General features: G+C 63.6%; 11 protein-coding genes. 5 read left to right on the top strand and 6 right to left on the bottom strand.

Annotation, left to right across the window (positions count from 1 at the left end; translation table 11 throughout):
* Positions 1-386 precede the first annotated feature (386 nt).
* The 3 genes from JOF28_RS13825 (at position 387) to JOF28_RS14635 (ending at position 3,256) form a co-directional block, all read left to right on the top strand.
* Positions 387-635: a hypothetical protein gene (locus JOF28_RS13825; RefSeq protein WP_209706420.1), complete on the top strand. Its 249-nt coding sequence runs from the start codon at positions 387-389 to the stop codon at positions 633-635.
* A gap of 83 nt (positions 636-718) precedes the next feature.
* The gene (locus JOF28_RS13820) at positions 719-1,888 is read left to right on the top strand and encodes an IS1249 family transposase (RefSeq protein WP_209704615.1); all 1,170 of its coding nucleotides are present in this window, start codon (positions 719-721) and stop codon (positions 1,886-1,888) included.
* A gap of 117 nt (positions 1,889-2,005) precedes the next feature.
* Positions 2,006-3,256: a collagen-binding domain-containing protein gene (locus tag JOF28_RS14635; protein WP_245190409.1), complete on the top strand. Its 1,251-nt coding sequence runs from the start codon at positions 2,006-2,008 to the stop codon at positions 3,254-3,256.
* Between the two features lie 179 nt (positions 3,257-3,435).
* On the opposite strand, the gene JOF28_RS13800 is transcribed toward JOF28_RS14635, so the two are convergent.
* Positions 3,436-4,044 (bottom strand): TetR/AcrR family transcriptional regulator, encoded by a 609-nt coding sequence (locus tag JOF28_RS13800; RefSeq protein WP_209706412.1) that lies wholly within the window; start codon positions 4,042-4,044, stop codon positions 3,436-3,438.
* Between the two features lie 29 nt (positions 4,045-4,073).
* Between JOF28_RS13800 and hrpB the strand changes: the two genes are divergently transcribed.
* Positions 4,074-6,689 carry an ATP-dependent helicase HrpB gene (gene hrpB / locus JOF28_RS13795; RefSeq protein ID WP_209706410.1) on the top strand — a complete coding sequence of 872 codons (2,616 nt, stop codon included), beginning with the start codon at positions 4,074-4,076 and terminating at the stop codon, positions 6,687-6,689.
* A 90-nt stretch (positions 6,690-6,779) separates the two neighbouring features.
* Here hrpB and ilvC read toward each other — a convergent pair whose 3' ends face one another.
* From ilvC to JOF28_RS13770, 5 genes are all read right to left on the bottom strand, one after another.
* Positions 6,780-7,805 carry a ketol-acid reductoisomerase gene (ilvC, locus tag JOF28_RS13790; protein ID WP_209706409.1) on the bottom strand — a complete coding sequence of 342 codons (1,026 nt, stop codon included), beginning with the start codon at positions 7,803-7,805 and terminating at the stop codon, positions 6,780-6,782.
* A 96-nt stretch (positions 7,806-7,901) separates the two neighbouring features.
* A complete protein-coding gene (gene ilvN / locus JOF28_RS13785; RefSeq protein ID WP_209706407.1) occupies positions 7,902-8,411 on the bottom strand; it encodes an acetolactate synthase small subunit in 510 nt (169 codons plus the stop codon).
* Between the two features lie 3 nt (positions 8,412-8,414).
* Positions 8,415-10,208, bottom strand: coding sequence for an acetolactate synthase large subunit (locus JOF28_RS13780; RefSeq protein ID WP_209706405.1), 1,794 nt, complete (start codon positions 10,206-10,208; stop codon positions 8,415-8,417).
* Positions 10,209-10,292: 84 nt separating this feature from the next.
* Complete coding sequence (ilvD, locus tag JOF28_RS13775) at positions 10,293-11,987, bottom strand: dihydroxy-acid dehydratase (RefSeq protein ID WP_209706403.1); 1,695 nt, start codon at positions 11,985-11,987, stop codon at positions 10,293-10,295.
* 127 nt (positions 11,988-12,114) lie between these two features.
* On the bottom strand, positions 12,115-12,357 hold the full coding sequence (locus tag JOF28_RS13770) for a hypothetical protein (protein WP_209706402.1): 243 nt from the start codon (positions 12,355-12,357) through the stop codon (positions 12,115-12,117).
* Between the two features lie 173 nt (positions 12,358-12,530).
* On the opposite strand from JOF28_RS13770, the gene JOF28_RS13765 reads away from it, so the two are divergent.
* Positions 12,531-12,731 carry a hypothetical protein gene (locus JOF28_RS13765; protein WP_209706400.1) on the top strand — a complete coding sequence of 67 codons (201 nt, stop codon included), beginning with the start codon at positions 12,531-12,533 and terminating at the stop codon, positions 12,729-12,731.

The raw sequence follows: 12,731 nt of genomic DNA, 5'->3' as shown, positions 1-12,731 counted from the left end.
CCTGCGACCTGAACGAGAATGCCACTGCCCGACTCGGCGGATCCCTTTCGCCATCAAAAGACCCCCCAAACTTCACCCCGGCTACACAAAACCGGATCAGCCCCAATTTCGTCAGTTTCGCAGCCCATATGGACTGCAGAAGCGGCGAAATCGGGGCTTTTGTGTATTCCATTCCAAGACGCCCAACCAGCCTCCGAATCACGCTTTAGATATTTCTCACAAACTTCAACGTCGGCTCCTTTGAAATTGTTGTGAGATTGCTTGCTGACTTGCAGCCTGGAACACGCAGTGCTTATCGTTGCGTATACGCACGTTTATGCCGACATGGGTGCCAGGCAGACACGCAATGTTTAGATTTCGAGCACCCCACCTTTTGGAGAGTCACTTTGGCGAGTTCACCACGCCCCCGCGCGCTATCAGCTTCATGGAAGCGCGCGCTGTCTGGCGCAGGCGCATTCACGCTTATCGCAGGTTCTTTGGTCGCGGGCGGATCTACCGCTGCTGTCGCCGCACCTGCCCCCACCACGTTTAATCCCTTCGAGATCAACAACGGCTTCACTGTGGTCTCGCAGGGCGACGTAATGCTCGGTAACGGCGAGATCGAGGGATCGGTCGCGGCATACGGAGGCCTATAGGACAAAACGTGTGTACGAGATCTTGATCTAGCCCCAGGATGACGCGGTAAACCCAGGGAAGCTATGCCCGGGCACCCTTAACTGTGCCCAAAAGCGAGAACACCACCACCTGCCTGATATACAACACCAAGCTCGTCAGGAATGGCACGACCCCCGCGGGAACCGTGCGTTGGAGATGCCCCAAATGCGGTGCTTCATCGGTTCGGAAACGCCCCGATGTGACACGCAAAGCGCAACTGGATCAGTTCCTCGCCTGGATCACGGGGAAGGCCTCGCAGGCTGATCTCGGAGGTGCCAGCGCAGCTCGACAGTTCCGCCGCACGACGGCCTGGTGCTGGGCGCTCCGCCCCGTCATTCCAGTCACTGGCGCGGTGTACGACGTCCTCCAGATCGATGGGTTCAATCTGCGGACAGGCTGGTGTGTGCTGGTCGCCACTCACCGCGGAACCGTAGTCGCGTTCCAATGGTGTTCTCGTGAGTCAGCGGCTGCTTGGGGCGCGCTCATGCAACGGCTGCCGGCGCCCCTGGTCGTGGTGTGTGATGGCGGATCGGGCATGCATGCTGCGCTCAATACTCATTGGCCTACGGCCCAGGTTCAACGCTGTCTCGTGCATCTCCAACGCAACGTCCGGAAACACGTCACGACCCGCTCAAAAACGCCTGCCGGTCAGGGGTTGTGGGGCCTTGCTCTGAAACTCACCCGCGTAAAAACTGTCACTGGGGGCGAGGAATGGGCGCAGCTTTTCCTGGCCTGGGAGAACTCGTTCCTGCACCTCACCAAGGAACGCACGTATCGCAAACACGCGGCCGAGGTGCCGTCGTGGGCGAGGCCGAACCAAACCTGGTGGTACACGCATCAACGCCTCAGGTCGGGCTACCAAGTGCTACAACGCGCTATCCAGGGCGGCCATCTATTTACGTTCCTCAGCCCGCAACTCGCGCATCTCAACGTGCCCTCCACGACGAACGAGATCGAGGGAGGCACGAACTCCCAGATGAGGCTTCTGCTCCGCCTCCATCGGGGCATGCCAGAAGAACATCAACGACGAGCGATCGAGTGGTGGTTGTATCTGCATTCAGAGTTCCCGAACCCAGCAGTGATCCTCAAAGAACACCAACCCGAGAAACGGCAACACACGAACACTGCACAACCAGAGTCGAAAGATCCAGCAGCGCCAGTATCGCTCTATGACACCGGCCTCGATGCCAACGAAGGGCTATGGACACGCAGCGGATGGGCGGGCAGGCCCTGAGACACGCTCAACAAAACCCACACGTTTTGTCCTATAGGCCCATACGGAAGCATTGCTACCACCAACCAGAACGGTTATCCCGTCGTTCACACCGCAGCTGGTCGCGCCGATTACACCGTGCCGACGGTTGATGGCGTGCCCGTACGCATTCTCGCTGACAGCTTCGCTGGCAACGGCGCATTCGACGTCTCGAACCGTGATGATTCAGGGACGATCGCTACCGGTTCCGCCGAGGCCAACGCCGTCGTCAAGTTCGTGAATATCAATGGGCTAACCGGTGCCGAACGCGGCAACTTCCTGCGCATTACCAACGCTGAAGCCGGCATTATCGATCTCAAGTCTGTCCCGTTCCAGGGCTCTGACATCGCAAATTACAAGACCGAGCAGAGCTCGGTCGCTGATTACTTGAGCGCTTCTGAGGCGCAGATCACTCGCGCGAATGCATGCCTCACTGGCGTGTACTCAGACGCAGAGCTCTCGAATGCGGTCACCGTCGAAGAAGAGCACGGACAGGTATTTGTCTCTGGTTTCGCCCCTGACCGTCCGAACGTCATCAATTACACGGACATTGCAGGCAAGACCGTCAAGCGGGATCGCGCAGACGGATATGTACCGACCGCGGCCGCACCGCTAATCATTCGCGGAGCGAAAGACCAGACCACTCTAAAACAAATCAATTTCGAGGGCTGGCGCGCAGGAACAACTGAGGATCAACACTTCGCACGTTACATCATGGTCGATCTCTCGGATACCACCGAGGATATCGCCATCGATGGCTTCGAAATGGGCTCCATCTGGGCTCCCAATTCTGCGCTGAACTTCAACTCGGGCGTAACCACCAACGGTCAGTGGTTCGCAGGCGGCGACGTCACCACCGCTGGTGGCGGCGAGATCCACCATCACACCTTTGCTGGCCAGCTGAGCTGTGGCATCGCCCCGGATCCGGTGGATCCCACCGAGCCGGCAATTCCTGTCGACCCCACGGATCCCAACGAGCCCGTTGATCCCAACGAGCCCGTCGACCCGATGGTTCCTGCTGAGCCCACCGTTCCGGCAGAGCCCACCGTCCCGGCAGAACCTACCGTTCCCGCAGAGCCCACGGTCCCCGCTGAGCCCACCGTTCCCGCAGAACCCACCGTTCCCGCTGAGCCCGTTGTGCCGGCCGAGCCCACTGTTCCTGCCCAACCCACCACCAGCACAGATTCGAGCAAGCCTGCACAGCAGACAGCCGCAGTGGCAGCCGAAGCTTCGGCTCCCGAGCTCGCCCGCACCGGCGCAGCGGCCACTTGGCCCCTCGTTGCAGGCGGCGCCCTGTTCGTGGTCGGCGGTATGACCCTACTGATGATGCGGCGTAACAAGCTCGCCTAGTCAGTAGCGAGGTAACTTACGATTCCCCCTCAACAGTTACCTCATCCCCCAGCCCAGCAATGGGCATCGAGCGGGGTTGGTGCCGGGTTCATTCCCGGTACCAACCCCGCTCGTTTGTGTATCTGAGCAACGTTGCCCAATAGCCCACAACGTTTCGCCGCCCGCGCGGCAGCTGCCTGCTACCGAAGCCCGGCCTGCACCTCTTCGATCAGCGCATCCACGTCAGCTATTCCGATATTGCGCAAGCTTCTGCGCAAGGCGCCCAGCGAAACACCCGCTGACTCGGGAGCCTGCCACCGCGTGGTGACGATCCCCTCCCCCATATTGAGCATGAGAAGAAACTCAGCTATCTCGCGCGGACTCACTTCAGGATCGATCTCCCCATCCCGTTGCGCAGCCTCGAGCATCGCCTGCAATGCACCACGCCAGCTCTCCCCCAGCTCGGCGATCTCGCTGGAGGGTGCCGAACGATCACTAAAGAGCACGATGCCGGCTCGCACCTCTGGTCGTTCTTTGGCCCGCTCGCGAATGACAATCAAGAATCGAATCAGGGCGCGGGCGCCGCTTCGCGGATACGCCGCCGTAGCGCGCTCCTGTTCACCTGTGATCGAGAGCCGCAGCGCCGTGATGATGCCACGCGCAAAGTGTTCCTTGGTCGGAAACTGGCGTACGAGGGCCCCCTTGGTGAGGCCCAAGCGCGCGGCAATTGCCGACAGCGACGCCGCCGAGTAGCCGTGTTCGGCCATCTCGCTGGCCGCTGCCGCCAACAACTCGTGTGAATCACGCATACTATTCCCCCGTCTCGTATGCTTGCGAGGTGACCCCGCTTCTTTTCGACCTTTACCGTATCGGCTCTGGCCTTATTGTTTCCCAGGCTCAGAACGAACTTTCGCGGGCCGCCGCCTCTGGGGCCTTCGTGGTCACCGCGCCCCCGGGAACCGGTAAAACGACGTTTGTACCGCCCCTGGTGGCGAATCTGCTTGCTGAGCGTGCGGCGCACGGGGCCTCCCCCGAAAACGATTTGCAGGCTGCCGGTAGCCCCTCGCGTGTCATCCTCACGCAGCCCCGGCGCGTCGCGGCCCGTGCCGCCGCGACCCGGCTGGCTCAGCTGTCGGGCAGCGCCTTGGGCGAAGAGGTGGGCGTCACGATTCGCGGTGAGCGCCATGTCTCGGCGCGCACCCGCATTGAGGTGGTCACCCCGGGCGTGCTGCTGCGGCGCCTTATCGCTGACCCCGAGCTTCCCGGAGTCGGTGCCGTGATCCTCGATGAGGTGCACGAGCGCACCGTCGAGGGCGATTTGCTACTCGGCATGGTGGCTGAGGCGCGGGCCCTGCGCGACGATCTCATCGTCGCGGCGATGTCGGCGACCCTCGAGGCCGCCCGCATTTCTGAGCTGTTGGGTGATGCCCCGGTCGTCGAAATTCCATCGGTGTTGCATTCGCTCACGATCGAGCACGCCCCCTATGCCGAGCCGCGTTTGGATGCGCGCGGCACCTCCCGCGGGTTTCTCGCCCACCTGGCTCAGGTCGCGCTGCGCTCCCAGCGTGCCGCGGGCTGCGATGCGCTGGTGTTTGTACCCGGAGCGCGCGAGGTCGATGACGTGGTCGCGCTGCTGCGATCCGGCGCCGCTTCCCAAGCCCCAAACGAGCTTGAGATTCTGCCGCTGCACGGTCGTATTCCCGCCCGCGAGCAAGATCGCGCGGTACGAGGGCGGGGCGCCGATGAGCCGCCGCGCATCATCGTGAGCACGTCGCTCGCCGAGAGTTCGCTCACGGTGCCCGGCGTGCGCCTCGTGATCGATTCGGGGTTAGCGCGCGAGGTGCGTCGCGATCGCGGGCGCGATATGTCGGGGCTCAGCACCGTGAGTGCGTCGCGAGCGAGTGCTGAGCAGCGCGCGGGCCGCGCGGCGAGGCAGGGCCCGGGACATGCCGTGCGCGTCTATTCCGAGGCAGAATACGCGCACATGCGCGCCCACGCCCAGCCCGATATCGCCTCGGCCGATCTCACCGACGCCGCACTGTTGCTCGCGGCGTGGGGCACGCCGGGGGCCGAGGGGCTCGCGCTGCCAACCGCGCCACCCGCGGCCGCAATGAGCGCTGCCGTCGCGACGCTGCGCGCGCTCGAGCTGGTCGACGACCGCGGGCACATCACCCCGGCTGGCCGCTCAGTGGCGCTGCTGCCCGTCGGTGCCAGGTCGGCCCGTGCGCTCGTGGAGGGCGCGCAGGTGCTCGGCGATGCCTGCCTGGCGGCCGAGACCGTGGCCGCCATTTCCGATGATTTTCGTGAGCCCAGTGCCGATCTGCCGCGGCTGCTGCGCGAGTTGCGCACCGGCCGCCACCCGGGGGCGGCCAGATGGAAGCGCGAGAGCGAACGGCTGCTCCGGATCGCGGCCCAGGCCACAGGAACCCTGCCCCGTGCCGCGGGCCCGGCGATCACCATCGCCGCGACGGCCACCGCGCCCGGCACCGTCATCGCTCTCGGTCGCCCCGAGTGGGTTGCACGGCGCACCGGCGAACATTCCCGCAGTTATCTGCTCGCGAGCGGCACCCGCGCGGCCCTGCCCGAGGGCAGCGAACTTGCCAGTTACGAGTGGCTCGCGGTGCACGAGGTGCAGCGCGCCGAGGGCCGCGCCGCCGACGGCACCGGCGCCGTCATCAGAATGGCGGCCCCGTTCGACGAGACCGAAGCCCTCAAGGTCGCCCGATCGCTGGTGACTTTCGAGCGCACCGCGAGCATTGCCGGCGGCAAGCTGCGGGTGCGTGAGGAGCGGCGCCTCGGCGCGATCGTGCTCACGCAGGCACCCGTGCGCGCTGAACCCAGTGATATCGCGCCGGCTTACACCGCGCACCTGCGCAGCGCGGGTCTGGGCGCCCTCACCTGGCGCGAAGGCGCGAGCTCATTGCGGACGCGGCTCGCGCTCATTCACCGCGAGTTGGGTGCCCCCTGGCCCGATGTCAGCGACGAGGCGTTGCTTGCGAACCTCGACGATTGGCTGGGCCCCGATCTGGGTAGGTTGCGCGCCGACTCGTCGCTCGCGGGGCTCGAGCTCACGCAGGCGTTGCGCAGGCGGCTCCCCTGGCCCGAGGCCGCAAAGCTCGACGAGCTCGCCCCCGAGCAACTCGCGGTGCCCTCGGGGTCGCGCGTGCGCATCGACTATTCGGGCGATGCGCAGCCCGTGGTGGCGGTGAAGCTGCAAGAGCTCTTTGGGCTGGCTGAGACACCGCGGCTCGTGAACGGCCGTGTGCCCGTGCTCTTCCATCTACTGTCGCCGGCGCGCAAACCGCTCGCGGTCACCGCCGACCTGCGTTCGTTTTGGGATGGCCCATACCAGCAAGTGCGCAGTGAGATGCGGGGCCGCTACCCCAAACACCCGTGGCCTGAAGACCCTTGGACGGCTCAGGCAACGGCGCGTACGAAGCGCGCGCAGCAATAAAAAACCAGCCGGGTAGCTCGATCATAAGATCGCGCTACCCGGCTGGTGATCACCTACTTGACTGGCGTTGCGGCCAGCCAATCAGTGTGACTAGCGTGCGGCCGAGCCGTCAACGTAGTCTGAATCCTGCTGCTGCCATGCGAAGAGGCTGCGCAGTTCAACGCCGGTCTTCTCGATGGGGTGCTGCTCTTCCTTGGCGCGCATGGCCTGGAACTCAACGCCACCGTTGTCCATGTCGTCGATGAAGCGCTTAGCGAAGGCGCCCGACTGGATGTCAGCGAGCACTTCCTGCATGCGTGCCTTGACGCCTGCATCAACGATGCGGGGGCCCGAAACGTAGTCGCCGAACTCAGCGGTGTCAGAGATGCTCCAACGCTGCTTGGCGATGCCGCCCTCCCACATGAGGTCAACGATGAGCTTCAGCTCGTGCAGTACCTCGAAGTACGCGATCTCGGGCTGGTAGCCAGCCTCGGTCAGCGTCTCGAAACCAGCCTGTACGAGGTGGCTCATGCCACCGCAGAGCACAGCCTGCTCGCCGAACAGGTCGGTCTCGGTCTCTTCGGTGAAGGTCGTCTTGATGACGCCTGCACGGGTGCCGCCGATGGCCTTCGCGTACGAAAGCGCGATGTCCCATGCGGTGCCGGTTGCGTCAACCTCGACAGCAATGATGTCGGGGATGCCACGGCCAGCTTCGAACTCGCGGCGCACGGTGTGGCCGGGAGCCTTGGGAGCAACGAGGATCACGTCGACGCCCTCGGGCACCTCGATGTAACCGAAGCGAATGTTGAAGCCGTGGGCAAACGCGAGGGTCTTGCCCGCCGTCAGCTTGTCCTTGATCGACTCGGTGAAGATCGCACGCTGGTGCTGATCGGGAGCGAGGATCATGATGAGGTCAGCCCACTCGGCTGCGTCAGCAACTGACTTCACCGTGAAGCCGGCTTCTTCAGCCTTCTGGATCGACTTCGAGCCCTCCTTGAGCGCGATAACGACCTCGACGCCCGAGTCGCGCAGGTTCATTGCGTGCGCGTGGCCCTGTGAGCCATAGCCAACAATGGCTACCTTCTTGCCCTGAACGATCGAGAGGTCGGCGTCCGCGTCGTAGTACATCTCAGCCACTGGGGTTCTCCTTGTGTTGGTGGTTTGTGAAAACTGGTAATTCTTGGATCCTGCGAGCGCATGACTCGCGAGGAACACGGTGGGCTGGGCCCGCCGCTAGTTCTTGAAAACGCGCTCGGTGATCGACTTTGAGCCGCGGCCCATAGCGATGAGACCCGACTGCGCGATCTCCTTAATGCCGTACGGCTCGAGTACCTTCAGGAAGGCCTCGATCTTGCCGCTGTCGCCGGTGACCTCAATCGTGAGGGCATCGGGAACCACGTCGACGACGCGCGCACGAAACAGGTTGACCGCTTCGAGCACGTGTGAGCGTGACTGGTTATCGGCGCGCACCTTGATGAGCACGTGTTCGCGCTGCACCGAGCTTGCGGTGTCAAGTTCGACGACCTTGATCACGTTGACCAGCTTGTTCAGCTGCTTCGTGACCTGCTCGAGCAGGGTCTCGTCTTGGTCGACAACAACCGTGATGCGCGACAGACCCTTCATCTCGGTGGGGCCCACCGCGAGGGATTCAATGTTGAACCCGCGGCGCGAGAACAGACCCGCAACGCGCGACAACAGGCCGGGCTTATCCTCTACGAGGAGGCTGAGTACGTGACGGCTCATGGCTTACTCTCCCTCCCACTCAGGGCTGTGTTCAAGTGCATACTGGATGGCACTGTTTGAGGTGCCCTGGCGAACCATCGGCCACACCATGGCGTCTGAGCTCACCACGAAGTCGATCACCACGGGGCGATCGTTCGTTGCGAGCGCCAGCTTGATGGCGTCGTCGATCTCGTCTTCGCGCTCCACCCGAATGGCGAGGCAACCGTACGCTTCGCCCAACTTCACAAAGTCGGGGATGCGGGGTGAACCGTGCCCGGTGTTCAGCTCGGTGTTTGAGTAGCGACCGTCATAGATGAGGGTCTGCCACTGGCGCACCATGCCGAGCGACGAGTTGTTGATGACCGCCACCTTGATGGGAATGTTGTTCACCACGCAGGTAGCGAGCTCTTGGTTCGTCATCTGGAAGCAGCCGTCGCCGTCGATCGCCCACACGACGCGATCGGGCTCAGCCACCTTGGCGCCCATGGCTGCCGGTACTGAGTACCCCATGGTGCCGGCGCCGCCCGAGTTCAGCCAGGCGTGCGGGCGCTCATACTTGATGAACTGCGCGGCCCACATCTGGTGCTGGCCCACGCCCGCGGCATAAATGCCCTCGGGGCCGGTGAGCTCACCGATGCGCTGAATGACCTGCTGCGGTGACAGCTGGCCGTCGGTGGTTGCCTGGTACCCGAGCGGATACGTCTTGAGCAGCCCGTTCAGGCGCTCCCACCAGGCCGACATGTCGGCGAACTCGCGCGATACCTTCGCGGTGGTCACCGCTGCGATGAGGTCAGAAATGACCTCGGCGGCGTCGCCCACGATCGGCACATCTGCCGCGCGAATCTTGCCGATCTCGGCGGGGTCAATGTCGGCGTGAATGATCTTCGCGTCGGGTGCGAACAGCGCCGACTTGCCCGTCACGCGGTCGTCGAACCGCGCGCCGAGCGTGATCAGCAGATCGGACTCCTGCAGTGCGAGCACCGCGGGCACCGTGCCGTGCATGCCGGGCATACCCAGGTGCTGCGGGTGCGAATCGGGGAACACGCCACGAGCCATCAGCGTGGTCACCACGGGGGCACCCACGAGTTCGGCCAGCTGCTTCAGCTCTTCAGCCGCACCAGCACGCACCACGCCGCCGCCCACGTAGAACACGGGGCGCTCGGCCTGCGCGATGAGGTCGGCTGCGGCCTGAATCTGCTTGCTGTTCGCCTTCGTGATCGGGCGGTAGCCGGGCAGTTCAACGCGCGGATCCCACACGAAGTCGAGCAGGCCCTCCTGCGCGTCCTTCGTGATGTCGACGAGCACGGGGCCCGGGCGACCTGAAGACGCGAGGTGATACGCGGCAGCGATGGCGCCGGGAATCTCTTCGGCCTTCTTCACGAGGAACGAGTGCTTCGTGATCGGCATCGTGATGCCCATGATGTCGGCCTCTTGGAAGGCGTCGGTGCCCATCAGGTGTGAGAACACCTGGCCGGTGATGGCGAGCAGCGGCACCGAATCCATGTAGGCGTCGGCAATCGCGGTGACGAGGTTCGTGGCGCCGGGGCCAGAGGTGGCGATGCACACGCCGACCTTGCCACTTGCGCTCGCAAAACCCTCAGCGGCGTGGCCGCCGCCCTGCTCGTGACGCACGAGCACGTGGTTCAGGTTTGACGCATCCATCAGCGCGTCGTAGAGCGGCAGCACTGCGCCGCCGGGAAGCCCGAAGACGTCGGTCACACCGAGTGCTTCGAGGCTGCGTACGACGGCCTGGGCACCAGTGAGCTGTTCGCCCTTGAGATCGGGTGTGGGTGGGATTGCACTCGAATCCGGAGTCATGACTTTCTTTCGTCTGGTGGGTTGCTTACGCATCAGATGCGTCGCGACCGCGCGTTATCGACGCAGTCGCGACGCAAGTGAGGACTAACCCGTGATGGCGCCCTCTGACGCGGAGTGCACGAGCTTGGCGTACTTAGCAAGGACGCCGCGCGTGTACCGTGGGGGAAGCGGGGCCCAGTTTTCTTTGCGGGCCTCAAGCTCAGCGGGGTCTACCAGCAAGTCGAGCGTTCCTTGGGCGATATCGACCCGAATCAGGTCACCGTCACGCACCAGTGCAATCGGGCCGCCATCGGCGGCTTCCGGTGCAATATGGCCGATGCACAGGCCGGTTGTGCCGCCTGAGAATCGTCCGTCCGTTAATAGTAGTACATCTTTACCGAGCCCCGCGCCCTTGATGGCTGCGGTGATGGCCAGCATCTCGCGCATACCGGGGCCACCCTTGGGGCCTTCGTAACGAATGACTACGATGTCGCCCTTCTGAATGGCGCCCTCTTCGAGTGCATCCATTGCGGCGCGTTCGCGTTCGTACACGCGTGCCGGGCCTTCGAAACGCTCGGCGTCGAAGCCCGCGGTCTTCACGACGGCACCCTCGGGCGCGATCGTGCCCTTCAGGATCGACAGGCCGCCGGCTGCGTGCAGCGGGTCATCGAGCTGGCGAATCACCTTGCCGTCGATGGGAGCCGGATCAAGATCGGCGAGGTTCTCAGCGAGCGTCTTGCCGGTCACGGTGAGGGCATCGCCGTGCATCAGGCCTGCGTCGAGCAGCGCCTTCATCACGACGGGCATGCCGCCCACGCGGTCGAAGTCTTCGGCAACGTACTGGCCGAAGGGCTTCATGTCGGCGAGGTGCGGCGTGACGGCGCCGATGCGCGTGAAATCGTCGAGCGTCAGCTCAACCTCGGCCTCACGGGCAATGGCGAGCAGGTGCAGCACAGCGTTCGTTGAACCGCCGAGCACCATGGCCACGGTGATGGCGTTCTCGAACGCCTTCTTCGTGAGGATGTCGCGGCTGGTGATGCCCAGGCGCAGCATGTTGACGACTGCTTCGCCCGCACGGTGCGAGAAGTAGTCGCGGCGACGGTCTGCGCTGGGGGGCGCAGCCGATCCGGGGAGGCTCATGCCGAGGGCCTCGGCAACGCAAGCCATCGTGTTCGCGGTGTACATACCGCCGCACGCGCCCTCGCCGGGTGCGATTGCGCACTCAACGCGCTTCAGGTCTTCTTCGCTGAGCGTGCCGGCAACACATGCGCCCACAGCTTCAAAGGCGTCGATGATCGTCACCTGCTTCTCGGTGCCGTCAGACAGCTTCACCCAGCCCGGCGCAATTGATCCGGCGTACAAGAACACCGATGCCAGGTCGAGGCGTGCCGCAGCCATCAACATGCCGGGGAGCGACTTGTCGCAGCCCGCGAGCAGCACCGAGCCGTCGAGGCGCTCAGCCATCATGACGGTTTCGACCGAGTCAGCAATCACCTCGCGTGAGACGAGGGAGAAGTGCATTCCCTCATGCCCCATCGAGATGCCGTCAGACACCGAGATGGTGCCGAACTGCATCGGGTAGCCGCCCCCAGCATGTACGCCTTCTTTGGCGCCCCGTGCTAGGCGGTCGAGGCTGAGATTACAAGGCGTAATCTCGTTCCAAGAACTAGCAATGCCAATCTGCGGCTTTACCCAGTCCTCGTCGCCCATTCCTACGGCGCGAAGCATGCCTCGCGCTGCAGCCTTTTCGATTCCATCTGTGACGTCGCGACTTCGCGGCTTCATGTCAATCTCTGCCATGTCGCCAGTCTATGCCCTCGCGCATTCCAAATCGCATACCGCGCCCGAGAACCAGACACATGCAGAAACACATCAGGGCCAGAAGCGTTGTGCTTCTGGCCCTGATTCGGTGTGTTGCGTGCGAAAGCTACTTGCCGATCGCAGGCAGAATCGTGAACGGCAGCATGAAGCCAACGACCGAAGCAACGAGGCCGGCCACGAAGATCCACAGCTCAGTGAACGCACCGAGCGTCGGGTTGAAGCCGTAGCTCATCAGCACAATGCCACCCATGGAGAGCACCAGTGACAGTACGAATACCACGACGGTGACTGCACTCACAGCGCCGCGCGAGCTCTCAATAAACAGCGCCTCGTTGTTCTCATTCGCCATGATCGGCTTCTCCTCTTAGTTTCAGATGGCCGTACCTGTGGCCATAACAAGACTGACGCCCGCGAACGGGACCTCCCTCCAGGGTATCGCACCCAGCGGCTTTGCAAGTCGCTACGGCGCCACCCCTGGCGGTAGGCTGATCGCACGCACTTTCGTGTCTATGAGGAGGAACCGTGCAGATTGGCAAGTTTGTCACCAGCCCATCAGTCATTGGCGCGGCTATCGGCGCCGTCGGCGTGGCCAAGAAATCGGCCAGCATGCGCAAAGACTGGCGCCGCTACCTCATCTGGGGCACCTGGCTCGCGGGCCTGATCATCGCGATCGCCGGTGTGGCGATGCAAGACCAGGATCGCGAGTTCGAAAGCACCCAGTAA

Source organism: Leucobacter exalbidus (assembly GCF_017834145.1).
GTDB lineage: Bacteria > Actinomycetota > Actinomycetes > Actinomycetales > Microbacteriaceae > Leucobacter > Leucobacter exalbidus.
This window is presented reverse-complemented; position numbering and strand designations above follow the sequence as displayed.

Bases quoted from the DNA above. Each gene is read 5' to 3' on its own strand.
- JOF28_RS13800 (WP_209706412.1), bottom strand. From the start codon at position 4,044: ATGCGTGATTCACACGAGTTGTTGGCGGCAGCGGCCAGCGAGATGGCC.
- ilvN (WP_209706407.1), bottom strand. From the start codon at position 8,411: ATGAGCCGTCACGTACTCAGCCTCCTCGTAGAGGATAAGCCCGGCCTG.
- JOF28_RS13780 (WP_209706405.1), bottom strand. From the start codon at position 10,208: ATGACTCCGGATTCGAGTGCAATCCCACCCACACCCGATCTCAAGGGC.
- ilvD (WP_209706403.1), bottom strand. From the start codon at position 11,987: ATGGCAGAGATTGACATGAAGCCGCGAAGTCGCGACGTCACAGATGGA.
- JOF28_RS13770 (WP_209706402.1), bottom strand. From the start codon at position 12,357: ATGGCGAATGAGAACAACGAGGCGCTGTTTATTGAGAGCTCGCGCGGC.